The sequence below is a fragment of the Bradyrhizobium sp. 87 genome, from assembly GCF_023073015.1.
Classification (GTDB): domain Bacteria; phylum Pseudomonadota; class Alphaproteobacteria; order Rhizobiales; family Xanthobacteraceae; genus Bradyrhizobium; species Bradyrhizobium canariense_D.
In genome coordinates this window covers 349,102-373,306 of sequence record NZ_JADPIQ010000148.1, presented here as the reverse complement: position 1 = coordinate 373,306, position 24,205 = coordinate 349,102, and the positions used below count along the sequence as shown (strand labels likewise).

The 24,205-nt window shown below is 65.5% G+C and carries 20 protein-coding genes; 10 read left to right on the top strand and 10 right to left on the bottom strand.

Annotated elements, in window-relative coordinates; translation table 11 throughout:
- Positions 1–51: 51 nt before the first annotated feature.
- The 4 genes from IVB50_RS40185 to IVB50_RS40170 all read right to left on the bottom strand — a co-directional run bounded on the left by IVB50_RS40185 (position 52) and on the right by IVB50_RS40170 (position 3,772).
- Positions 52–1,164, bottom strand: a complete 1,113-nt coding sequence (locus IVB50_RS40185; protein WP_247300217.1) for an SMP-30/gluconolactonase/LRE family protein — start codon at positions 1,162–1,164, stop codon at positions 52–54.
- Positions 1,165–1,295: 131 nt separating this feature from the next.
- The gene (locus tag IVB50_RS40180) at positions 1,296–2,210 is read right to left on the bottom strand and encodes an SDR family oxidoreductase (protein ID WP_247300215.1); all 915 of its coding nucleotides are present in this window, start codon (positions 2,208–2,210) and stop codon (positions 1,296–1,298) included.
- Positions 2,211–2,215: 5 nt separating this feature from the next.
- Positions 2,216–3,355: a thiolase gene (locus IVB50_RS40175; protein ID WP_247300213.1), complete on the bottom strand. Its 1,140-nt coding sequence runs from the start codon at positions 3,353–3,355 to the stop codon at positions 2,216–2,218.
- Positions 3,356–3,358: 3 nt separating this feature from the next.
- A complete protein-coding gene (locus tag IVB50_RS40170) occupies positions 3,359–3,772 on the bottom strand; it encodes an OB-fold domain-containing protein (RefSeq protein WP_247300211.1) in 414 nt (137 codons plus the stop codon).
- Between the two features lie 173 nt (positions 3,773–3,945).
- On the opposite strand from IVB50_RS40170, the gene IVB50_RS40165 reads away from it, so the two are divergent.
- From IVB50_RS40165 to alkB, 4 genes are all read left to right on the top strand, one after another.
- Positions 3,946–5,295 (top strand): amidase, encoded by a 1,350-nt coding sequence (locus IVB50_RS40165; protein WP_247300209.1) that lies wholly within the window; start codon positions 3,946–3,948, stop codon positions 5,293–5,295.
- Positions 5,288–5,974: a DUF2848 domain-containing protein gene (locus tag IVB50_RS40160; protein WP_247300207.1), complete on the top strand. Its 687-nt coding sequence runs from the start codon at positions 5,288–5,290 to the stop codon at positions 5,972–5,974. The genes IVB50_RS40165 and IVB50_RS40160 overlap by 8 nt, the downstream gene beginning before the upstream one ends.
- A 182-nt stretch (positions 5,975–6,156) precedes the next feature.
- The gene (locus IVB50_RS40155; protein WP_247300205.1) at positions 6,157–6,903 is read left to right on the top strand and encodes a 2OG-Fe(II) oxygenase; all 747 of its coding nucleotides are present in this window, start codon (positions 6,157–6,159) and stop codon (positions 6,901–6,903) included.
- A 9-nt stretch (positions 6,904–6,912) separates the two neighbouring features.
- Entirely contained in the window at positions 6,913–7,566 is a 654-nt protein-coding gene (gene alkB, locus IVB50_RS40150; RefSeq protein ID WP_247300318.1) for a DNA oxidative demethylase AlkB, read from the top strand.
- A gap of 3 nt (positions 7,567–7,569) precedes the next feature.
- Here the strand turns inward: alkB and IVB50_RS40145 are convergent, their stop codons facing one another.
- The 6 genes from IVB50_RS40145 to hpaH all read right to left on the bottom strand — a co-directional run bounded on the left by IVB50_RS40145 (position 7,570) and on the right by hpaH (position 13,913).
- On the bottom strand, positions 7,570–9,198 hold the full coding sequence (locus IVB50_RS40145; protein ID WP_018456954.1) for a thiamine pyrophosphate-dependent enzyme: 1,629 nt from the start codon (positions 9,196–9,198) through the stop codon (positions 7,570–7,572).
- 25 nt (positions 9,199–9,223) lie between these two features.
- Positions 9,224–10,093, bottom strand: coding sequence for a fumarylacetoacetate hydrolase family protein (locus tag IVB50_RS40140; RefSeq protein ID WP_018456953.1), 870 nt, complete (start codon positions 10,091–10,093; stop codon positions 9,224–9,226).
- Positions 10,094–10,096: 3 nt separating this feature from the next.
- The gene (hpaD, locus tag IVB50_RS40135; RefSeq protein ID WP_018456952.1) at positions 10,097–11,080 is read right to left on the bottom strand and encodes a 3,4-dihydroxyphenylacetate 2,3-dioxygenase; all 984 of its coding nucleotides are present in this window, start codon (positions 11,078–11,080) and stop codon (positions 10,097–10,099) included.
- A gap of 66 nt (positions 11,081–11,146) precedes the next feature.
- Positions 11,147–12,685, bottom strand: coding sequence for a 5-carboxymethyl-2-hydroxymuconate semialdehyde dehydrogenase (gene hpaE / locus IVB50_RS40130; RefSeq protein ID WP_085352200.1), 1,539 nt, complete (start codon positions 12,683–12,685; stop codon positions 11,147–11,149).
- The gene (locus IVB50_RS40125; protein ID WP_018456950.1) at positions 12,678–13,076 is read right to left on the bottom strand and encodes a 5-carboxymethyl-2-hydroxymuconate Delta-isomerase; all 399 of its coding nucleotides are present in this window, start codon (positions 13,074–13,076) and stop codon (positions 12,678–12,680) included. Before IVB50_RS40125 ends, hpaE begins: the two co-directional genes overlap by 8 nt.
- A gap of 30 nt (positions 13,077–13,106) precedes the next feature.
- Positions 13,107–13,913 (bottom strand): 2-oxo-hept-4-ene-1,7-dioate hydratase, encoded by an 807-nt coding sequence (gene hpaH / locus IVB50_RS40120; RefSeq protein WP_018456949.1) that lies wholly within the window; start codon positions 13,911–13,913, stop codon positions 13,107–13,109.
- A gap of 110 nt (positions 13,914–14,023) precedes the next feature.
- Here hpaH and hpaR point away from each other — a divergent pair, with 110 nt between their 5' ends.
- The 6 genes from hpaR to IVB50_RS40090 all read left to right on the top strand — a co-directional run bounded on the left by hpaR (position 14,024) and on the right by IVB50_RS40090 (position 24,089).
- A complete protein-coding gene (hpaR, locus tag IVB50_RS40115; protein ID WP_018456948.1) occupies positions 14,024–14,542 on the top strand; it encodes a homoprotocatechuate degradation operon regulator HpaR in 519 nt (172 codons plus the stop codon).
- 239 nt (positions 14,543–14,781) lie between these two features.
- Positions 14,782–15,558, top strand: coding sequence for an aldolase/citrate lyase family protein (locus IVB50_RS40110; RefSeq protein WP_018456947.1), 777 nt, complete (start codon positions 14,782–14,784; stop codon positions 15,556–15,558).
- 93 nt (positions 15,559–15,651) lie between these two features.
- Entirely contained in the window at positions 15,652–17,175 is a 1,524-nt protein-coding gene (locus IVB50_RS40105) for an altronate dehydratase family protein (RefSeq protein ID WP_018456946.1), read from the top strand.
- Positions 17,176–17,379: 204 nt separating this feature from the next.
- Positions 17,380–20,649 (top strand): transglutaminase family protein, encoded by a 3,270-nt coding sequence (locus IVB50_RS40100; RefSeq protein ID WP_247300204.1) that lies wholly within the window; start codon positions 17,380–17,382, stop codon positions 20,647–20,649.
- A gap of 27 nt (positions 20,650–20,676) precedes the next feature.
- The gene (locus tag IVB50_RS40095; protein ID WP_018456944.1) at positions 20,677–23,214 is read left to right on the top strand and encodes a circularly permuted type 2 ATP-grasp protein; all 2,538 of its coding nucleotides are present in this window, start codon (positions 20,677–20,679) and stop codon (positions 23,212–23,214) included.
- Positions 23,211–24,089 (top strand): transglutaminase family protein, encoded by an 879-nt coding sequence (locus IVB50_RS40090; protein WP_018456943.1) that lies wholly within the window; start codon positions 23,211–23,213, stop codon positions 24,087–24,089. The genes IVB50_RS40095 and IVB50_RS40090 overlap by 4 nt, the downstream gene beginning before the upstream one ends.
- Positions 24,090–24,205: the final 116 nt, after the last annotated feature.

Genomic DNA, 24,205 nt, shown 5'->3' with positions numbered 1-24,205 from the left:
TCGTGGATGGACGGGACAAGCCCGGCCATGACGCGTGGAGAGAGCACAGCCTCAACAGAAATGCGCGCCCTGCGTCTCCACATACACCGCATAGAGCGACTGGCTCGCGGTCATGAACAGACGGTTGCGCTTCTTGCCGCCGAAGCAGACATTGGCGCAGGTCTCGGGCAACAGGATCTGCCCGATGCGCGCGCCGTCGTTTGGCGCGAACACCTGCACGCCGTCGTAGCCGGGACCGACCCAGCCGGCGCCGACCCAGATATTGCCCTCGGTGTCGACGCGCAACCCGTCGGGGAAGCCTGACTTGCCGTCGAGCGTCATGTCGATCAGCTTCTTCGGGTTCGACAGCTTCGCCCCATCGATGTCGTACGACCACACCACGTTTTTGGCTTCGGGATAATGCGTGATGCCGGTGTCGCAGACATAAAGCTTCTTGTAGTCGTGACTGAAAGCGATGCCGTTCGGCTTGAACGGCTCGTCGGCCACCTTCGCGACCTGACCGCTCTGCGGATCAATGCGATAAACCGCTTCCTTCTGATACGGCTGCAGTGAGCCGGTATTGGCAAGCTTGCCCTCGTAGATGCTGATCGCGCCATAGCCGGGATCGGTGAACCAGATCGCCTTGTCGTTGGGATGCACCACCATGTCGTTCGGCCCGTTGAGCGGCTTGCCACCCGCTTGCTCTGCCAGCGTCGTCACCGAACCGTCGTGCTCGTAGCGGACGAGCCGGGTGCGCTCGGCGCTGAGCTGGCGCCCCTCGGTGTCGAACGAGTTGCCGTTGGCTTCGTTCGACGGCTTGTGGAATTGCTCGGAGATGTGGCCGTCGTCGTCGAGGTAGCGCAGCTGCCGGTTGGCGGGGATGTCGCTCCAGACGAGATATTGCCCTTGCGCATTCCACGCCGGCCCTTCCGCCCACAGGCAGCCGGTATAGAGCCGCTTGATTGCGGTGTTGCCGACCTTGGCCTTGAAGCGCTTGGGATCAATGGCGAGGATATCAGGATCGGGATAGCGCTGCGGCTCGGCATTGGCGCCGAAGTCACGAGCGTCGGCGTTCGGGGCGAGCAGGGCAGACGCGGCGATGGTCGCGGCGCCCTTGAGCAGCGTGCGGCGGGCGAGGCCTCTGCTTGCAGTCGTGTCGTCGGAGTCGGTCAGTATTCTTGTCATGGTTTCCTCCCAAAGTTGTGTTGGGAGGAAACCATCCGCCAGCAATCGGGCGTAAAACGGTGCGGTCTCCGGACTCAGACAACTGGAGATCGCAGGGCAGGAATGCCGGAAATGCGGCTCGACAGGACTCCTTACACGGGATCCCAGGGGAAGATGTCGGCCGAGCGGTCGAGCTTGTAGAACGATCCCTTCAGCGCCGGCATGCCATGTTCCGCGATCGATTGCGGCGTCCAGCCTTCGCTCCGGTGCACCGAGCGCAGCGGGCGGTTCTGGCTGAACAGGAAGAGCTCGTTCATACGCGCGCCGAAGATCTGCCCGGACACATCCTTGGCGGCATCGGAGAGCAGATAGGCGCAGACCGGCGCGATCTTCTCCGGCCCCATCTGCTTGATCTTCTCGACGCGCGCCTTCTCGGCTTCGGTCTCGGTCGGGATGGTGCCGATCATGCGGGTCCAGGCGAATGGCGAGACGCAGTTGGAACGGACGTTGAAGCGGCCCATGTCCAGCGCAATCGACTTCGACAGGCCGACGATGCCGAGCTTGGCGGCGGCGTAGTTGGCTTGGCCAAAGTTGCCGATCAGGCCGGAGGTCGAGGTGAAATGCACGAAGGAGCCGCTCTCCTGTTCGCGGAAGATCCGCGCCGCGGCATGGCTGACGTAGAACGAGCCCATCAAATGCACCTTGATGACGGCCTCGAAGGCATCCACGCTCATCTTGTGGAAGATCATGTCGCGCAGGATGCCGGCATTGTTGACGACGCCGTCGAGCCGGCCGAAATGATCGGTCGCGGTCTTGACGATCTTGCTGGCGGGGATGGCTTCGGCCACCGACTCGAAATTGGCGAGGGCGGTGCCGCCGCGCTTCTTGATCTCCTCGACCACTTCCTCGGCGGGTGCGGCGCTCGTGCCGGCGCCGTCGGCGGCGACGCCGGGATCGTTGACGACGACCTTGGCGCCTTCGCCAGCGCAGAGCAGCGCGATCTCCCGCCCGATGCCGCGGCCTGCGCCGGTGACGATGATGACCTTGTCTTGCAGTGATTTCGTCATGTGGATTACCTCTCGTTCGTAAACACGATCGTGCCCGACGCGGCGAACATGCCGCCGACGCCGTGGCACACCGAAATCTTCGCGTTGGCGACCTGTGCCGGCGCAATGCCGCGCATCTGTCGGACGCTCTCCTGAAGCGCGTACATGCCGTACATGCCGGAATGCATGTAGCTCAAGCCGCCGCCATTGGTGTTGAGCGGCAGCTTGCCGCCCGGGCGCGTGTTGCCGTCGGCGATGAACTTGCCGGTCTCCTCATGCGGCATAAAGCCGAGATCGCCGAGGCCGAACAGCGGCAGATGCGCAAACGCGTCGTAGATCATGAGATGGTCGACGTCTTTGTGTGCGATGCCGGCCTCCTTGAAAGCGAGAGGACCGGCGGTCTTGAACGCGCGTGAGGAGTTGAAGGTCTCCATCTGGCTGACCATCGGCGTCTCCACGCTCTCGCCGGTGCCCATGATGTAGACCGGCTTGCGCGGAAAATCCTTGGCACGGTCTGCCGAGGTCAGGATCAGCGCGCCGCCGCCGTCGGTGACGAGGCAGCATTGCAGCAGGCGGAACGGATAGGCGATCATGCGCGAGTTGAGGACGTCTGCGACCGTGATGGGATCCTTCATCATCGCGCGCGGATTCTTCGCCGCCCATTCCCGCTGCACCACTGCGACCGAGGCGAGCTGTTCGTGCGTGATGCCGTAGGTCTTCATGAAGCGCAGCACGGGAATTGGGAACATGCTGGGCGGGCCGTAGACGCCGAACGGCGCCTCGAACTGGCCTTGCAGGCTGTCGGCGGGAATCGAGCGCGGCGCCTTGCCGATCATCGACTTGCCGCTCTCGGCATGGGTGATCAGCACGGTCTTGCACAGGCCAGCCTCGATCGCCGCGGCGGCATGGCGGACGTGCAGCATGAAGGAGCAGCCGCCGACCGAGGTGCCGTCCACCCAGGTAGGCCTAATGCCGAGATAGTGGCAGACCTGCTGCGGCGTCTCGACCGCGGTGGCGAAGCCGTCGATGTCCGACAGCTTCAGCCCGGCATCGGCAATGGCATTGAGCGCCGCGTCCGCGTGAAGCTGGAGCTGCGACACGTTGGGGATGACACCGAGTTGGGTGGTCTCGGCCGCGCCGACGACGGCAACCTGGTTGCTGCGCATGGTCTATCCCTTCGCCGGACGGAATACGGGGAGGGTGATCTTGTCGTCGAGTGCCTCGAAGGCGACCTCGAGCTTCATGTCGAGCTCGAGCGCCTCCGGCGTCTGCGGGCAGTCGATGATGTTGCCCATCATCCGCGGTCCCTCGGCAAGTTCAACCACGGCGATCGCGTAAGGCGGCGTGAAGCCGGGCGCGGCGGGACGATGGTTGATCACGTAGCTATAGAGGAAGCCCTTGCCGCTCGCCTTGAAGATGCTGACCTTGCGCGAGGCGCAGGACGGGCAGAACGGGCGCGGCGGGAAATAGACATACGCGCAGGCGTCGCAGCGCTGCAGGCGCAACTCGCCCGCCTTGGTGCCGTCCCAGAAATGCCGGGTCTCCGGCGTCGGTTTCGGTCGCGCGCGCTGCGGTTCGGCCATTTCGGCAGGTCCTCCCAAGGCCAAGCTTAGCCCGGCTGTTGCGATCTTGATGCGACAATCGACCATGGCGCGTCAACGGTCCAGCAATGCGCATGCATGCCATCATGCGCACAATGCTTGTGTCGAAGTGAGGCAGCGCTATACATTGCGCGCAAATATTCCGTGAGACAGACATGCCCGATTTTTCGACACTGACGAAGCTCGCCGAAGACCTCGAAAGCGGCCGCACCACCTCCCGCAAGCTGGTCGAGGCTTGCATCGCCAAAATCGCCGATCCGGCCGGCGAGGGGCAGCGTGCCTTCATCCATGTCGACAAGGACGCCGCGCTTGGGGCGGCGGATGCGATGGACGGCTTGCGCAAGGTGAAGGCGGCGCCGTCGCGCTATGCCGGTATCCCGGTCTCGATCAAGGATCTCTTCGACATCAAGGGCCAGGTGACGCGCGCCGGCTCCCGCGCGCTCGACGATTCCTCGCCGGCCGAGCAGGATGCCCCCACGGTGGCGCGGCTGCGCAAGGCCGGCTTCGTCGTGATCGGGCGCACCAACATGACCGAGTTCGCCTATTCCGGCATCGGCATCAATCCGCACTACGGCACGCCAAAGGGCGCCTGGAACCGGGCCGAGGGCCACGTGCCCGGCGGTTCGTCCTCGGGCGCCGCGGTGTCCGTGCTCGACGGCATGGCGCACGGCGCGCTCGGCACCGACACCGGCGGCTCCTGCCGGATTCCGGCGGCCTATAACGGCATCGTCGGCTACAAGCCGACGCAGCGGCGCGTGCCGCTCGATGGGGCCGTGCCGCTGTCGTTCTCGCTCGACAGCATCGGGCCGCTGGCACGATCGGTCAGTTGCTGTGCCATTCTCGATGCCGTGCTCGCGAACGAGCCCACCGTTCCGCTGAAGCCTCGCCCGGTCAAGGGCATGCGGCTGGCGGTCCCGACCACAATCGCGCTCGACGACCTCGACGCGGCTGTGGCCGCGACATTCGAGCGTGCGCTCAAAAGCCTTGCCGATCACGGTGCGATCATCGAGCGCGTCGAGATGGCCGAATTCCACGACATCGGGCCGATGAACGCCAAGGGCGGCTTTGCGGCTTCCGAAAGCTATGCCTGGCACCGCTACCTCCTCACGTCCAAGGGCGACGTCTACGATCCCCGAGTCTCCGTGCGCATCATGCGTGGTGAGGCGCAGAGCGCAGCGGACTACATCGATCTTCTCCATGAGCGCCGCTCGCTGATCGCCCGCGTCAATGCGCGCATCGCGCCCTATGACGCGCTGGTGCTGCCGACCACCGCCAACACGCCGCCGAAAATTTCGGACCTTGCCGACGATAAGGCGTTCACCAGGGAAAACCTGCGGGCGCTCCGCAACTGCACCCTGATCAACATGATCGACGGCTGCGCCATCTCGCTGCCGGCGCATCGCGAGGGCGAGATTCCCGTCGGCCTGATGCTGGCGGGCGCGGGCGGATCGGACCGCCGTATCTTCGAGCTTGCTGCCGGCATGGAGGTCGTAATTCGTGTTTGACCTGACTTTCACCGTTGACGCCCAGGACACCACCACGCCGCTGACGCTGGCGATCGACCAGATGGTCATCGCCGGCTGGACCGGCCGTGATCCGGTCGCACGCGACAAGCACATTGCCGAGCTGCAGGAGATGGGCATCGCCCCGCCGGCCTCGACGCCGATCTATTATCGCGCCTCGGCGCGACGGCTGACGCAGGAAGACAGCATCGAGTGCACCGGCGGCGATTCCTCCGGCGAGGTCGAGTTCGTGCTGATCGGCTGGCAGGGCCGCATCTTCGTTGGCTGCGGCTCCGACCACACCGACCGCAAGGTCGAGGCCTACAGCGTCACGGTCTCCAAGCAGATGTGCGACAAGCCGATCGCCTCGACGCTGTGGGAACTCGAGGACGTCATCGGCCATTGGGACAGGATGATCCTGCGCTCCTGGGCCACCATCAAGGGCGAGCGCGTGCTCTACCAGGAGGGCACGCTGGACGCGATGCTGCCCGTTGGCGACCTCATCGCGCGTGGCTTTGAGGGTGGAAAATTCCCCGACGGCTGCGCCATGTTCGGCGGCACCTTTGCCGCCAAGGGTGGCATCCGCCCCGCCGACCGGTTCGAATTCGAGCTCGAAGACCCCGTGCTGAAGCGGACGATCAAGCATGGCTATGATGTGGTGACGCTGCCGGTGAGGGGCTAGCTCCCTCCCCACCTCATTGCGAGCGAAGCTTTTCCGCCGTCATTGCGAGGAGCTCTTGCGACGAAGCAATCCAGACTGGTTCCGCGGAGGGATTCTGGATTGCTTCGCTCCGCTCGCAATGACGGGGAGAGAGACGGAAATCGGGTGGTAGAGGACGGGGCGGTCTTGCGAAGGTCAGAGCCATGACAGCAACAGCACGCAAATCGCCTCATAAGCCAGCCACGGACCCCGCCGCCCGCGTCGATGCCCTCGACTGGTCCCAGATCACCGCCGAACTCGACACCCAGGGCTGCGCGCTCCTGAAGAGCCTGCTCACGCCGGAGCAATGCCGCGCCGTCGCCGCGCTCTATCCCAACGACGCCAACTTTCGCAGCCGCATCGTCATGGGCCGCCACGGCTTTGGCCGCGGCGAGTACAAATATTTCTCCTATCCGCTGCCTGACCTGATCGCGCAGTTGCGCCCGGCGCTCTACGCGCATCTCCAGGACGTCGCCAATCGCTGGAACGAGGCGATGGGGATCGACATCCGCTATCCCGCCGAACACGCCGCGTTCCTAAAGCGCTGCCACGAGGCAGGTCAGGCGCGGCCGACGCCGCTGCTGCTTCAATACGAGGCGGGCGATTTCAACTGCCTGCATCAGGACCTCTATGGCGAGCACGTGTTCCCGTTGCAGGTGGCGATCCTCTTGTCCGAACCGGGCCGCGATTTCACCGGCGGCGAGTTCGTACTGACCGAGCAGCGCCCGCGCATGCAGTCCCGCGCCGAAGTGGTTCCACTCGCGCAGGGCGACGCCGTGGCCTTCGCTGTGCATCACCGCCCGGTGCAGGGGACACGCGGCACCTACCGCGTTAATCTCCGCCATGGTGTCAGCCGGATTCGCTCCGGCCAGCGCCACACACTAGGTGTGATCTTTCACGATGCGAAATAAACGCTGCCGCTGATGGCGGATTTGTTCGACAATGTCGCCGAAGCCCAGCCGTCGCGCGAGGAGATCGCCGACGGCGCCGTGCTGTTGCGCGGCTTCGTCAAGCCGATCGAGAGCGAGCTGATCGAAGCCGTGCGCGCCATGGTGGCGCAGTCGCCGTTCCGGCGCATGACCACGCCCGGCGGGCATCTGATGTCGGTCGCCATGACCAATTGCGGCGAGCGCGGCTGGATCACCGATCATACCGGCTATCGCTATGATCCCATCGATCCGCGGACCGGGGCGCCGTGGCCGGCGATGCCGCCGGTGCTCCGCGATCTGGCGTTGCGCGCCGCGGAGCAGGGCGGCTTTGCCGGCTTCGCGCCCGACGCGTGCCTCGTCAACCGCTACGAGCCCGGCACGCGGCTGTCATTGCATCAGGACAAGGACGAGCTGGATTATTCGGCGCCGATCGTCTCGGTCTCGCTCGGGCTGCCTGCGACGTTCCTGTTCGGCGGCCTGGCACGCAGCGACAAGCCGCGCCGCTTCCGCCTGATCCATGGCGACGTCGTGGTCTGGGGCGGGCCCAGCAGGCTCGCCTATCACGGCGTCGCGCCGCTCGCCGACGGCGAACATGCGCTGCTCGGGCGCAAGCGGGTGAACTTGACTTTCCGCAGGACGCGGTGAGGATCAAGGCTTCGGCGGGTGGATGAACGCCCACGGGCTGACTTCCGAATCCCGCGTCACTTCGACCGAGATCAGATACGGCCCGCCATGGGCGAGCGCCTTCTCCATCGCCGCCTTGAACTGGTCCGGTGCAGTGACGCGCGCGGATGCGACGCCAAAGGACTCCGCGAGCTTGACGAAATCCGGGTTGACCAGATCCGAGGCCACCACCCGGCCGTCGAAGCGTTCGCGCTGGTCGCGGCGGACATTGCCGTAGGCGTTGTTGTTGAACACCAGCGTCACCACGCCGATGTTGAACTGGACGGCGGTGGCGAGCTCCTGCACGCCGAACATGAAGCCGCCGTCGCCGGTGATCGCCACCACCGGCTTGTCGGGATTGGCGACCTTGGCACCGAGCGCGGTCGGGAAGCCCGAGCCGAGCGTCCCCTGATAGCCGGATGTGATGAAGGTGCGGGGCTCGTAGATCGGAAAGCCGTACCAGGAGGCGAAACCGAACTGGGACAATTCATCCGTCACGATCGCGTTCGCCGGCAGCACCTCGCGCAGGATGTTGAGATACGCCATCTGCGGCTGAATGCGCTGGATCTCGGCGTGCGCTGTCGCAGTGGCCTCGCGGATCGCTCCCCGCCGGCCGCTGGTCCTGGCATAGCCGGCCTTCTTCACGGCTGCGACCAGATCGGCGGTGCCGGCTTTGGCATCGGCGACGATAGCGACATCGGAGGCGAGCCGGCGCATCTCGGCCGGATCGATATCGACACGAATGGATTTCAGTCCCTTCGGCTGATACGGCCAGCGGAAGCCCGATGCTGGCAGTTCGGCGCGCGTGCCGATCGCGATCATCAAATCGGTCGTCGGCCACACCTTGTAGGCCGCCGCCATGGTCAGGCCGAGCTCATGCGCATTGGAGACGATGCCGCGGCCGCTGCGGAAGGCGACGACAGGCGCGTCGATCATCTCGGCGAGTTCGAGAATCTCCTCGCGCGCTTCGATTGCGCCGCTACCGACGAAGATCATCGGCGCCTTGCTGTTCTTGATCAGCGCGGCCGCCTGCTTGATCATATCAGGGTCGGGCTGCGGCGCCGGCAAAGGTTCCAGCACCTGTGCTGCAGCCGTGTCCGCGCGTTGTGTGAAGACGTCCCAGGGCATCTCGACCGAAGCGGGGCCACGCCGTCCGGACGTCATCTCCTGGAAGGCGCGCGCGACGGTGGTCGGCGCGTTGCCGGGATATTCGATCCGGTCCGCCCATTTCACATAGGTGCGTAAGGTCGCGAGCTGGTCCGGCATCTCATGCAGATGGCCGCGGCCCTTGCCCAGAAACTGCATCGGCACCTGGCCGGTGACGCATAGCACCGGCTCGTTGCAGCCGAACGCGGTGAGCAGCGCGGCGCTAGCGTTGAGCACGCCGGGGCCGGGCACCACGCTGAACACGCCGGGCCTGCCGCTGGAGCGCGCATAGCCGAACGCCATGTAGCCGCAGGCCTGCTCGTGCCGCGCGCCGATCACCTTGAGCTGCGCCTGGTGGAAGGCGTCGAACAGGCCGTAGACCTGCGCGCCGGGCAGGCCGAACACGGTGTCGACGCCGTGGGCGACGAGGCCGCTTACGATTGCTTCGCCGCCGGTGAGGGTGGTCATGGCACTATTCCATTTCAATCGGTGTTCAGGCTTCGTCGACGACGCCGTTGCGTAAGGTTCCGATGCCCTCGGCTTCGACCTCGACGACATCGCCAGGCTTCAAGTAGCGCGGCGGATCGAACCGTGCCCCGGCGCCGGTCGGCGTGCCCGTGACGATGATATCGCCGGGAACGAGCGTCGCGAAGGTCGAGATATAGCTGATGAGATAGCGGAACGGGAACATCAATCGGCTGGTGCGGTCGTCCTGGCGCAGCTCGCCATTGACATGCGTGGTGAGGCGGATGTCGGCAATCTGCGATTCCTGCGTGTAGGGCACCAGCCACGGGCCAAGGCTGCCGCTGGAATCGAAGTTCTTGCCCTGCGTGACGTTGAACTTGGCATGGCGCAGCCAGTCGCGCACCGAGCCTTCGTTGCAGAGCGTCAGCGCGGCGATGTGATCGAGCGCAGAACTTTCCGGAATGTGTCGGCCTTGCTTGCCGATCACCAGCACGATCTCGCCTTCATAGTCGAGCTGCGCGGAGGCGCGCGGGCGCACCAGCGGCGTGTCGTGGCCGACGAAGGAGCGCGGCGAGCGCATGAACATGCTCGGATATTTCGGCGCGTCCTGGCCGTCCTTGTACTCGGCATTGCGGTCGGGGTAGTTGACGCCGATGCAGATGATCTTTTCCGGCGCGGGCACCGGCGGCAGCCAGATGATGTCGCCGAGTGTATGATCGGGCGTGCGGCCGGCAGCCTCTTCGGCGAGGCTCGCGAGCTGTCCTGCCGCGATCACCTCGCGCAGCGTCGGATAATCCTTGGCGTGGCGCGCGGAGAGATCGACAATGCCGCCGTCGACGACGGCGCCGTAGCTGACGGCGCCGTTGACGGAATAGGTGGCGAGGCGAGGGAGATTCATTGCTTAATCCGCCACCAGCACGTCGGCCACGAACTTCGGCTCGCGCACGGCTTGCCCGGCGAACGGCGAGCCCTGCTCGAACCACGAGCGCGGGGCCGGCGCGCCCCACAATGTCTGGCGGCGCGGATCGCGCAGCGACCAGCGCAGCGGCTCGTGGTCGTGATCGCCGGTGAAATAGTCGCTGGTGTAGAGCTCCAGCCGGTGGCCATCGGGGTCGCGAACATAAAGGAAGAACGCATTCGAGATGCCGTGGCGGCCGGGGCCCCGCTCGATGTTCTTCACGAAGCCCTGCGAGGCCATGACATCGCAGAGATGGATGATGTTCATCGCCGTCGGCGTCCAGTACGCGAAGTGGTGCAGCCGCGGGCCCTTGCCGTTGGTGATGGCAAAGTCGTGGACATTGCCCTTGCGATGCATCCAGGCGGCGGCGATGCGCCCGTTCGGTCCGTCCTCCTCCGCGTATTCGGTGAGGCGAAAGCCGAGCCGGGCGTAGAATTCGACGGTGTCCTGCACCTCGGCGGCGAACACGTTGAAATGGTCGAGCCGCTGCGGATGGCAGCCCCTGTAGAGATCGTAGCGGCGCAGCAGATGCGGCCGCCGGTCCATCGACGCATATAGCTCGATCTGGAAGCCGAACGGATCGGTGAACTGCAGCGTGCGGCCCTGGAACGGCTGATCGACGAAGGCGTAGCCAAGGCCGTTCTCGGACAGGAACTTCGCAGCCTTGTCCAGATCCCCGTCGTTGCCGACCTTGAAGCCGAGGCGGTTGCAGGCAGGCGCGGCCGCCTTGCGCAACACCAGCGAGTGATGCTGATGCTCCTCGGCGGCGCGCAAGTAGACGACCTTGTCGTCGGCGTCCTCGACATGCAGGCCGACAACGCTTTCATAGAACTCGCGGCTGAGCTTCAGGTCGGTGACGTCCAGCACGGCGTGGCTGGAGCGGATGATGTTGAACGGCGGCTCGAAGATATGTTGCGGTACGGGCATTGCGTTTCCCCTCTCTAGACCCAGCCATTCCTCGTTGGCGCTCCGCGCGCCGAGGAACCGCGGGCGTTAGATTCCCAGCTTCTGAATCTTATGCGTGCCCCGCGCCAGCGAGACGTGCTTGGTTTCCATGTAGAAATCGAACGAGTAATCGCCGCCGTCGCGGCCGATGCCGGAGGCCTTCATGCCGCCGAACGGCGTCGGCAGATGGCGGACGTTTTCCGAGTTCAGCCAGATCATGCCGGCTTCCAGCGCATCCGCGACACGCAACGCGCGGCCGACATCGTTGGTCCAGACATAGCCGGTCAGGCCGTAGCGGATGTCGTTGGCGATCTCGATCGCGTCTGCTTCGTCCTTGAAGGGCAGCACGGTGAGGAAGGGGCCGAACACCTCTTCCTGCGCCACGCGCATCTTGCCGTGTGCGCCGGTCACCAGGGTCGGCTCGACATAATATCCGCCGCCCGGGCCATCATAGGCCTTGCCGCCGACGGCAATCGTCGCGCCGTCCTGGCGTGCGACGTCGAAATAGGAGCAGACCTTCGCGAGATGACGTTCGTGGATCAGCGGCCCGATCTCGGTGGCGGGATCGAGGGGATGGCCGACCTTCAGCGCTTTCACCCGTGCGGTCAGCTTTTCGACGAATTTTTCGGCGATGCCGGCCTGGATCAGCAAGCGGCTCGACGACGTGCAGCGCTCGCCGTTGAGCGAGTAGATCATGAACACGACCGCATCGAGCGCGCGGTCGAGATCGGCGTCGTCGAACACGATCACCGGGTTCTTGCCGCCGAGTTCGAAATGCACGCGCTTCAAGGTCGGCGCGCCCTGAACCATGATCGCCGAGCCCGTCGAACTTTCGCCGACGAAGCCGATCGCCTTGATGGCGGGATGCTCGGTCAATGCCTTGCCGGCCTCTTCGCCAAAGCCATGTACGGTATTGAGCACGCCGTCGGGCACGCCGGCTTCCTTGACGAGCTTCGCAAGAATGGCCGCCGTGACCGGCGACCACTCCGCCGGCTTGTGCACGACGGTGCAGCCGGCCGCGAGGGCAGGGGCGATCTTCCAGGTCGAGAGCATGAACGGCGTATTCCACGGCGTGATCACGCCGACCGGGCCGATCGGCACGCGCGTCGAGACGTTCCAATGCTCGTCGCTCGGTGTGTTCTGGCCGTCGCGCGCCTCGCCGCATCGATCGGCAAAGAAGCGGAAATTCTCGGCGGCGCGGATCGCGGCCTTGGCCATGAAGCGATAGGCCTGGCCGGTGTCGATGCATTCGAGCACCGCGATGTCCTCGGCATTGTCCTCGATGGCGTCGGCGACCCGATGCAGCAGCTTCTTCCGCATCGCCGGTCCCATGTCGCGCCAGGACTTGAAGGCCAGCGCGGCAGCGGTGGCGGCGCGATCGACATCCTCGGCATTGCCGCGGGCGACGCTCGCCAGCGTCGCGCCGTCGACCGGCGATTTCGTCTCGAACGTCTCGCCGGAGATCGACGGCACGATCTTGCCGTCGATCATGTGGCCGATACCGTCGGCACGCAGCGTCTTCAGCAGCGGTGCGATGCGGTCGCGATTGGCCTGGAATACGTCGGTTTTCGGCGTGGGCTTATCCATGGGCGGCCTCCGCTTTCAGGGCGTCGTGGATGTTGTTGCGCTTCCAGCTCGTATCCTTGTCGTTGATCTGCATGTCGAACGAGAGCGCGAATTTCGAGCTTGCGAAGACGGGATCAAGATGGCGGGAGAGCGCATGGAAGATTTGTTCGCCGGCTTTCTTGCGGGTTGGCAGATCGCGGCCTTCGCCGATGCGCAGCACCATGTCGAGAAAGCCGTAGTCCTGCCGCGCGTCCGCAATCGCATAATGCTCGCATTTGACAGCGCGGACGCGGATGCCGCCGAGCGGGAAGATGCCGGTCTCGACCGCAGCCTTGCGCACCACCTCGCACGCCGCGCCGATGTCGAGGCGGTCGTCGAGATTGGCCGAATATTCGATCGTGAAATGCGGCATCGCGGTTTCACTCCCTGTCTTTTTGGTCGTCTAAGCGAAGTAGCAGCTCACCGAGCCGTAGGCGCCATAATCGGCTTGAATTGTGTCGCCCTTGCGGGTCTCGATCGGACGGATGAAAGAGCCGGCGAGCACGATTTGCCCGGGCTCAAGCGCAAGGCCGAGCGGTGCGATCTTGTTGGCGAGCCAGGCGACTGCAGTCGCGGGATGATTGAGCACGCCGGCGGCAAGGCCGGTCTCTTCCAGCTGGCCGTTCTTGAAACAGAGCGCGCCGATCCAGCGCAGGTCCGCGTCCAGCGGGCGGATCGGCCGTCCGCCGAGCACGATGCCGGCATTGGCCGCGTTGTCGGCAATGGTGTCGAAGATCTTTCGGGTCGCCTTGGTCTGGGGATCGACGCGCTCGATCCGCGTGTCCAGAATCTCCAGCGCCGGCACCACGAAGTCGGTGGCGTTGAGCACGTCGAACAGTGTGCAGTCGGGGCCCGCGAGGCGCTTGCTCATGACGAAGGCGAGCTCGGCTTCCACGCGCGTCGCGATGAAGCGCTCCGTCGGGACGAGGCCACCATCGGCGAAGAACATGTCGTCGAGCAATACGCCGGAATCCGGCTCGTTGATGCCAAGCGCGCTCTGCATCGCCTTCGAGGTCAGGCCGATCTTGTGTCCCCGGACGATGCGCCCCTCGGCGACCTTGACGTCGACCCAGGCCTTCTGAATCGCGTAGGCGTCAGCGATGCTGATGTCGGGAAAGTCCTGCGAGAGCTGCCGGATCTGCGTACGGGTCTTTTCCGCGTGGTGCAGACGGTTCGCGCAAGCTCGGATATCGTCGTTTGAAAGCGCCATGTGTAATCTTACAAATCGTCGTGCCGGAAGATACTTAACATGTTAAGTGAATGCGTCAATCGCAAATTGGCTTGCTGCACTGCAAACGTTTCGCGGCTTGAAAGGGCGTCATGACGAAGAGACCGGCTGATCCTGCGAACGGAAGTGAGCCCGCCGTGCGGCAGGTGCCGATGCGCGACTTCTCGCGTTCGCTGCCGATGTCGTTGCTGCGGGCACGCGAGGCGGTGATGCGGCAATTCCGTCCCTCGCTGCGCACGCATGGCCTGACCGAGCAGCAATGGCGCATCCTGCGCGCGCTCGCGGCGATCGACACGGTCGAGGTCACGGAACTCGCGCGCACCGCGTTCCTGCTCGGCCCGAGCCTGTCGCGCATCCTGCGTGATCTCGAGGCGCGCAATCTGATCGAGCGCAAGACCGCCAAGGCGGACCAGCGCCGCAGCATGGTCTCGATCTCGGAAAAGGGCGTGAAGCTGATGGCTTCCGTCGCGCCGTCCTCCGAAGCGATTTATGCCGAGATCACGCGCCGCTTTGGCGCACGCAAGCTCGTCGAATTGCAGGAGATGCTCAGCGAGCTCGAACAAAGTCTCGCAGGGCTCGGCGCGGGCGAGGAGGCAAGTGCCGAGGAGTGAAAGCAGATATGCGCGAGCGCGCGGCAACAATCATGGACATCGCCGCATTTTTTCGCTCAAAGTGCCCCGCAGCCGATGCGCAAAAATCGGCGCGCCGGGACGGATTGCGCCGCCTTTGCCAGTGACAGCTTGCGTCATCGCGAGCGTAGCGCGGCGGTCGGGTTCGCGCTAATAACGGCATCGTGCTGTCGCGGCGCTCGTCATGGTGACGAAGGTCCAAAACAAAGAAGGAAGGCAACGTGGCGAACAAGGTCAAGGAAATCTGGAAGTCGGGCAAGGCCGTGGTCAACGCGTGGCTCGCGATTCCCTCCGGCTTCTCGGCCGAGATGATCGCGCAATGCGGCTTCGACAGCGTCACCGTCGACATGCAGCACGGCGTGCAGGATTATCTGTCGATGGTGCAGTGCTTCCAGGCGATGGACAAGCATCCGATCACGCCGATGGTCCGCGTGCCCTGGAACGAGCCCGGCATCATCGGCAAGGTGCTCGATGGCGGCGCCTATGGCGTGATCTGCCCGATGGTCAACACGCCGCAGGAAGCCAGGAACCTCGTCTCCTATGCCAAGTACCCGCCGAAGGGCGTCCGCTCCAACGGCCCGATCCGCGCCGGCATGTACGGCACCGCGGGCTCCTACCAGAAGACGGCCAACGACGACATCGTGCTGCTGCCGATGATGGAGACCAAAACCGCGGTCGAGAACATGGAAGCGATCTTCGACGTCGAAGGCATCGACGGCGTCTATATCGGCCCGTCCGACCTCGGCTTCTCCTACGGCCTCGAACCGAAGCTCGATCGCACCGAGCCCGAGATCCTTGCGATCTACGAGAAGATCATCAAGGAGTGCGGCAAGCGCGGCCTCAATCCGGGCATCCATTGCAGCGGCGCCGAAGGTGCCGCGCGCGCCATCAACATGGGCTTCAAGCTGGTGACGCTCTCGAACGAGGTCGGCCTGATGACGACCTACGCCAAGATGCAGGTCAACGCCACCCGGAAGGATTCCGGTGGCAAGGCCTGAGAACTCGCGAATGGCGATGGGGAGTAGCGAATGAGCTGCTCCCCTTTTCCATTCGCCACTCGCTACTCACTATTCGTCTGAAGGAGACCTCCCATGACCATCAGCCCCGTCATTCGCCTGCATCCCGATGATGGCGTGCTGATCGCGCGCGCGAGCTTGCCGCCGGGAACATTGGTGGCCGACGGCGTGACGACGGTCGAGCGCATTCCTTCCGGCCACAAGGTCGCGATCAAGCCGATCGCATTGGGCGAGCCGGTGATACGCTACGGCCAGATCATCGGCTTTGCGACGGTGCCGATCGCGCCGGGCCAGCACGTGCACGTGCAGAACTGCGGCATGGGCGATTTCGCCAAGGACTATGCCTATTGCGTCGACGTCAAGCCGACGCCGAATTTCGATCTGCCGGCGAGTTTCGAAGGCATCCGCCGTCCGGACGGCCGCGTCGCCACGCGCAACTACATCGGCATCCTCACCTCGGTGAATTGCAGCGCGCATGTCGCAAGCCTCGTCGCCGACGTCTTCAAGAAGAATCCGTTCACCGGCGACAATCCGCTGGCCGACTTCCCCAATGTCGACGGCGTGGTCGCGCTGACCCACAAGACCGGCTGCGGCATGACGCAGAACGAGCCCTTAGCGCTGCTCCGCCGCACGCTCGGTGGTTATGCACGGCACGTGAACTTCTCTCATGTGATCGTGCTCGGCCTCGGCTGCGAGGTGAACCAGATCGGCGGCCTGATGGAGGAGCAGAAGCTCGCGGGACGTCTGCGTGCGATGGACATCCAGGAGGTCGGCGGCACCCGCAAGACGGTGGAAGCCGGAATTGCCTTCGTGCGCGAGGCACTCGCGGAGTCCAACAAGGTCAAGCGCGAGTCCGTTCCGGTGAGCGAATTGACCGTGGCGCTGCAATGCGGCGGTTCGGACGGCTATTCCGGTGTTTCCGCCAATCCGGCGCTGGGTGCGGCCAGCGATCTCATCGTACGTCACGGCGGCACCGTGATCCTGTCGGAGACGCCGGAGACCTATGGCGCCGAACATTTGCTCACGCGCCGCGCCGTCAGCCGCGAGGTCGGCGAGAAGCTGGTCGATCTCATGCGCTGGTGGGACGAATACACGACGCGCGAAGGCGCCGAGATGAACGCCAATCCCAGCCCGGGCAACAAGGCCGGCGGCCTCACCACCATTCTGGAGAAGTCGCTCGGCGCGATGGCGAAGGCCGGCACAACCAACCTCGTCGAGGTGCTGCGCTACGCCGAACCCATCACCAAGAAGGGTTTCGTGTTCATGGACACCCCCGGCTACGATCCGGTCGCCGCGACCGGGCAGGTCGCCGGCGGCGCCAATCTGGTCTGCTTCACCACGGGCCGTGGCAGCGTGTTCGGCTGCAAGCCGGCGCCCTCGATCAAGCTCGCCACCAACACGCCCATGTACAAGCGCATGGAAGAGGACATGGACGTCAATTGCGGCACCATCCTCGAAGGCGAGGAGAGCGTCCAGCAATGCGGCCAGCGCATTTTCGATCTCATCCTCAAGACCGCGTCGGGCCAGCCCACCAAGAGCGAGAGTTTTGATTTCGGCGGCGCCGAGTTCGCGCCCTGGGTGCTGGGCGCGACGATGTAAGGGGACTTCGTAGCCCGGATGGAGCGAAGCGCAATCCGGGACAAGTCAGTCTGCGGGTGAAGAACCCCGGATTACGCTTCGCTCCATCCAGGCTACGGGTGGGCTATGGCGGATACTTCCTAGGCACCCTCTGCCCGTTGTTAATGCTTGATCGAGGTCACCAGCGGTGTTCTGCTCAAAAAAGCTGCTGGAGTACCGCACCCCGTGTCGATCTACGTCGCACTACACCACGTCACGCACTACAAATACGACCGTCCGATCGATCTCGGCCCGCAGACCATCCGTCTGCGGCCGGCGCCGCATACCCGCACGCCGATCCTGAGTTATTCGCTCAAGGTCACTCCGGCCAATCATTTCGTGAACTGGCAGCAGGATCCGCTAGGCAATTGGATCGCGCGCTACGTCTTCCCGGAGAAGACGACCGAGCTCAAGATCGAGGTCGATTTCACGGCGCAGATGACCACGGTCAATCCGTTCGACTTCTTCGTCGAGCCCTATGCCGACAGCTTTCCGTTCGAATATACGCAAGATCTCAAGACCGAACTCGCGCCTTATCTCGAGACCGTCAAGCCCGATCGGCTGTTCGCGAAATATCTCGACACGATCCCGCACGAAGCCCCGAACACCGTCAACTTCCTGGTCGATCTCAACAGGGAGCTGCAGAAAAAGATCGGCTACGTCATCCGCATGGAAGCGGGCGTGCAGACGCCGGAGGAGACGCTCTCCTCCGCGGCCGGCTCGTGCCGCGACTCCGCCTGGCTCCTGATCCAGACCTTCCGGCACCTCGGTCTCGCCGCCCGTTTCGTCTCCGGCTATCTGATCCAGGTCCGTCCCGACATCGATCCGATCGAGGGGCCGCCGGAGGTCGAGAACGATTTCACCGATTTGCACGCCTGGGCCGAGGTCTACCTGCCGGGTGCAGGCTGGATCGGCTTCGACGCGACCTCGGGCATGCTCGCGGGCGAGGGCCACATCCCGGTCGCCGCGACACCGCACTACCGCTCGGCCGCGCCGATCTCCGGCGGCGCGGGCTTTGCCGAGGTCGAATTCGCCTTCGACATGAGCGTCAAGCGCATTCGCGAGGCGCCGCGCATCACAAAACCGTTCTCGGACGAATCCTGGATACGGCTCAACGATCTCGGCGAGCAGGTCGACGGCGATCTTGCGGCCCAGGACGTGCGTCTGACCATGGGTGGCGAGCCGACCTTCGTCTCCGTCGATGATCTCGAAGGCGCCGAGTGGAACACGGACGCCGTCGGCCCGACCAAGCGCGGGCTCGCCGACGATCTGATCCGCCGCCTGCGCGCGCGTTTCGGACCCGGCGGCCTGCTGCACTTCGGGCAAGGCAAATGGTATCCCGGCGAAAGCCTGCCGCGTTGGGCGTTTGGCCTGTACTGGCGCAAGGACGGCGTGCCGATCTGGAAGAATGCCGACCTCATCGCCAGCATCGAAAATCCGCGGTCGGCGCAGGCCAAGGACGTCCAGGCGTTCGTGGAGGGCACGGCGCTGCGGCTCGGGCTCGATCCCGGCTACATCATGCCAGCCTATGAGGACACCGCGTACTGGCTGCAGAAGGAATCCGAGCTTCCCGTCAACGTCGATCCTTCCGATTCCAAATTGTCCGATCCGGAGGCCCGCGCGCGGATGGCGCGGGTGTTCGAACAGGGGCTCAACAACCCTCGCGGCTTCGTGCTGCCGGTGCAGCGCTGGAATGCGGCGCCACGCTGGCGCAGCGAGCGCTGGCAGCTCCGGCGCAGTCATCTGTTCCTGATGCCGGGCGATTCGCCGCTCGGCCTGCGCTTGCCGCTGGACTCGCTCGGCTATGTCCCGCCCGATCAGTATCCCTACATCGTCGAGCGGGATCCGATGGAGGCCCGCGGCAAGCTGCCGGTGTTCAGCCTTCCGGCGCGTCCGGACGCGCCGGAGCGGCTCGAGCCCGAACAGCTCAACACCTCGGTCCCCGTCCGCACCGCGATGTCGGTCGAGGTCCGCGACGGCGTGCTCTGCGCCTTCATGCCGCCGGTCGAGCAGATCGAGGATTATCTCGAGATGATCGCGGCGCTCGAAGCGACTGCCGAGGAGATGCAGCTCCAGGTCCATGTCGAGGGTTATCCGCCGCCATTCGATCCGCGTGTCGACGTCATCAAGGTGACGCCCGATCCCGGCGTGATCGAGGTCAACGTCCAGCCGGCAAAGAACTGGCGCGAGGCGGTCGACATCACCGTCGGGCTCTATGAGGATGCCGGCAAGACACGCCTCGGTGCCAATCGCTTCCTGGTCGATGGTCGCCACACCGGCACCGGCGGCGGCAATCACGTCGTGGTCGGCGGCTCGAGCCCGCAGGACTCGCCGTTCCTGCGCCGGCCTGATCTGTTGAAGAGCCTGGTGCTGCACTGGCAGCGGCATCCGTCGCTGTCCTATTTCTTCTCCGGCCTGTTCATCGGCCCGACCAGCCAGGCGCCGCGCATCGACGAAGCCCGCCACGACAGCATTTACGAGCTCGAGGTCGCGCTCACGCACGTGCCGCCGCCGGGCACTCAGGCGCCGCTGTGGCTGGTAGATCGCTTGTTCCGGCATCTCCTCGTCGACATCACCGGCAACACCCATCGCGCCGAGATCTGCATCGACAAGCTCTATTCACCGGACGGCACGACCGGCCGCCTCGGTCTCGTTGAATTCCGCGCGCTCGAAATGCCGCCGGATCCACGCATGTCGCTGGCGCAGCAGCTGCTGATCCGCGCGCTGATCGCAAAATTCTGGCGCGAGCCGCAACAAGGCAAGTTCGTGCGATGGGGCACCGCGCTGCACGACCGCTTCATGCTGCCGCACTTCATCTGGGAGGATTTCCTCGAAGTGCTCACCGAGTTGAAGCAGTCCGGGTATCCGTTCGAGCCTGAATGGTATCTGGCCCAGCTCGAATTCCGCTTCCCCGCGTTCGGCCGCATCCATCATGGCGGCGTGACGCTGGAGCTGCGGCAGGCGGTGGAGCCTTGGCACGTCCTCGGCGAGGAGGGCTCGGCCGGCGGCACCGTGCGCTATGTCGACTCGTCGGTCGAGCGGCTTCAGGTCAAGGCGGAAGGCTTCGTCGCGGGCCGCCATATCGTCGCCTGCAACGGCCGCCGCCTGCCGATGACCGCCACCGGCCGCTCTGGTGAAGCCGTGGCCGGCGTCCGCTTCAAGGCCTGGCAGCCGGCCTCAGGCCTGCACCCGACCATTCCCGTTCATGCGCCCCTGACCTTTGACCTCATCGACACCTGGAACGGCCGCTCGCTCGGCGGCTGCGTCTATCATGTCGCCCATCCGGGCGGCCGCAGCTACGACACCAAGCCCGTCAACACCTACGAGGCCGAGGCGCGGCGGCTGGCGCGCTTCCAGGACCATGGCCATACGCCGGGTCCGATGCAGCCGCCGCCCGAGGAACGCACAAATGAGTTTCCGCTGACCCTCGACTTGCGGACCCCGCTCCTGCAATGAGTATGATGCCGGGGCAGGGAGTGGCGCATGGCCGAGGGCGCAGCCGAAGAGGACGACAAGGCGGGTCAGGCGCAAGGTCAACGTGATGGCCAGCGCGAAGGCCAGCGCCGCTTCGCGCAATGGGTCCGCGACTACAGGCGCCTGCCCGACATCCCCGACGAGTTTCTCGGCCCGGACGGCAAGCCCCGCGCGGTCTGGAGCCGCTTCTTCGATGCCTTCGGTGCGCTCGCGCCCGATGAGGTTGAGCGGCGGTTTGGCATGGCCGACCGTCATCTCCGCGAGGCCGGCGTCACCTATCGCGCGCCCGGCGAGAGCGCCGACCGGCCCTGGTCGATCAGCCATCTGCCGCTGCTGATTGACGAGGCCGACTGGAAGCAGCTGTCCGACGGCATCACCCAGCGCGCCGAGTTGCTCGAGCTCGTGCTGCGTGACATCTATGGCGAGGGCCGCCTCGTCGCCGAAGGCGCGCTGCCGGCGGCCGCGATCGCGGGGAGCCCCGAATATCTCCGTCCCGCCTGCGGCGTGCCGCCGCCGGGCGGGCGCTATCTCTCGCTCTATGCCGCCGATGTCGGCCGCGGGCCCGACGGACGCTGGTGGGTGCTCGGCGATCGCACGCAGGCGCCGTCGGGTGCGGGCTATGCGCTGGAGAACCGCCTGGTGCTCTCGCGCGCCTTCTCGGACCTCTACAAGTCGATGAACGTGCCGCGCGTCGCGCCGTTCTTCGAGGCGTTTCGCGACAGTCTTCGGGCGCGCGCCGACCGCGACGAGCCGCGGATTGGCGTGCTCACGCCGGGCAGCTTCAGCGAGACCTATTTCGAGCACGCGACGTTGGCGCGCTATCTCGGCTTCCTGCTGGTCGAGGGCGACGATCTCGCCGTCAGCGACAATCATATCCACATCCGCACGGTTGCAGGCCTCAAGCGCCTCGACGTGCTGCTGCGCCGTGTCGATTCCAATTCGCTCGATCCGCTCGAGCTCGATGCCTCGTCACGGCTGGGCGTCCCCGGCCTGATCGACGTGCTGCGCAAGGACGGCGTCGTCGTCGCCAACATGCCGGGCTCGGGTGTCCTCGAGGCGCGCGCGATGCTCGGCTTCCTGCCGGCGCTCAGCCGCCGGCTGCTCGGCGAAGAGCTGAAGATGCCGCACATCGCGACCTGGTGGTGCGGCCAGCGCTCGGCGCGCGACGAAGTGTTGTCGCGGCTCGACGAGGTCGCGATCGAAGGCGCGTATCGGCGCGGCGTTCCCGGTTTCGACAGCAACGGTCCGGTGCTCGCGAGCGAACTCGACGCCGCCGGGCGCCGGCGCCTGAGCGACGCCATCGCTGCGCGCGGCATGGACTATGTCGGCCAGGAGGTGGTGCGGCTCTCGACCATGCCGGTGTGGGAACAGGGGCAAATCACGCCGCGTCCCTTCGTGCTGCGCGTGTTCGCAGCCGCGACGCCGGACGGCTGGGCCATCATGCCCGGCGGCTTCTGCCGGATCGCCGAGCAGCCGGATGCGCGCGCGGTGTCGATGGGCGACGGCGCGCGCTCCGCCGACGTCTGGGTGGTCTCGGACAAGCAGGTCTCGACCGCGACGCTGCTGCCTGCGGTCGACAAGGTGCGCATCCGCCGGATCGCCGGCGTGCTGCCGAGTCGCGCCGCCGACAATCTGTTCTGGCTCGGCCGCTATCTCGAACGCGCCGAGGCGACGCTGCGGCTGGTGCGGGCGCTGGGCTCGCCGAGCGGGCCCAACAAGGGCACCGCGGCCTCGCTGCAATCGGCGGAGCGTATCCAGCGCCTGCTGGTGACCTGGGGCGCGATCTCGCAGACCTCGCGCGCGGCGCCCGGCCGCATCGTTGCCGAAGCGCTGCAGAGCCCGGAGCGTTTCGGCTCGGCACTGTCGCTGGTCCGCGCGGCCCAGCGCACGGCGACCTCCTTGCGCGAGCGGCTGTCGCCCGATGCCTGGCAAGTCATCACCGAGATGGTCGAGCGGCTGGCCGTCGAGGTCGAGGACGACGACAGCGTGCTGAGCGCGGCCGAGTTGACCTTGCAGGAGCTCGCGAGCTTTGCCGGCCTTGCGCATGAGAACATGAACCGCGCCGCCGGCTGGCGCTTCCTCGATATCGGTCGGCGCACCGAGCGCGCCATCAACACCACGCGCTTTGCCCGGCAGTTTGCCTATGACGAGGCCGGCGACGAGGATCTCGATATCCTGCTGACGCTGGTGGATTGCCAAATCACCTACCGCTCGCGCTATCTGCTGGCGCCGATCCTGGCGCCGGTGCGAGACCTCGCCGTGCTCGACAATTACAATCCGCGTTCCGTGGCGTTCCAGGTGACGACGCTGAACGAACACATCGCCGCACTGCCGAGCCTGAAGGAGCACGGCCTGATCGAGAAGCCGCAGCGGCTTGCGGTCGCGCTGCAGGCGATGCTCGCGACCGCGCAGGCCGAGAAGCTCGAGGTCAAGACGCTGTTCGCCCTGGAGCAGGATCTGCTCAGCCTCGCCGAGGCGGTCGGGCAGCACTACTTCCCGCACGGTCCCAATGCGAGCCGGCCGGAAAAGCTGACGGGGCTGGCGTGATCTACGATATCCGTCACGTCACCACCTACGAATACGAGAGCCCGGTCAGCTTCGCGCGCTGCACGCTGCGGCTGGAGCCGAGGAGCGGCCATGGCCAGGAGCTGATTTCGCATAAGGTCGAGATCCGTCCGCGCCCCGCAGAGCGTAGCGTCCGGCGCGATTTCTTCGGCACCCTGACCGAGAGTGTCGTGATCGAGGCCGCGCATCGCACCCTGCGCATCGATTCCCGCTCTCGCGTGAAGGTGTCGCGCCAGCCGCCGGCGCGCGCCGCTGTCAGCCCGGCCTGGGAGAACATTCGCGACATCGCCTTCGAGGCGACGAGCCTCGGGCCGTCCTCGCCGGTCGGCTATGTCTTTGCGAGCCCGCTAGTGCCGGTGCTGGGACCGGTCAGCGCCTATGCGGCGGAAAGCTTTGCGCCCGGCGCGGGCATCCTTGCCGGGGCGGTCGATCTGATGCGTCGCATCCGCACCGAATTTCGCTACGACCCCAAGGCGACGGTGATCTCGACGCCGCTCAACGAGGTCTTCGTCAAGCGCCATGGCGTCTGTCAGGATTTTGCCCATGTGATGATCGCGGGCTTGCGCGGGCTGGGCCTGCCCGCGGCCTATGTCAGCGGATATTTGCGCACCATTCCGCCGGCGGGCCAGCCGCGCCTGCAGGGCGCCGACGCCACCCATGCCTGGGTGTCGCTGTGGTGCGGGGACGAGCTTGGCTGGGTCGATTTCGACCCGACCAACGATCTTATGGTTGCTGGCGACCATATCGTGCTCGCAGTCGGCCGCGACTTCTCCGACGTTTCGCCGGTCGACGGCATCATCGTCGGCTCGCCGAAGCAGAAGCTCGACGTCGCCGTCGACGTGCTGTTGGTGGAATGATTGCGGGTCCTGCCCGCGACACCCATCCCGGGTGTGGCGGGTCCGCACGCAACCGCGATATCGCGGGGCACAAACCGCAACATATTTCCGAGTTTGCGCCCCCGGGTTTGGCCAGT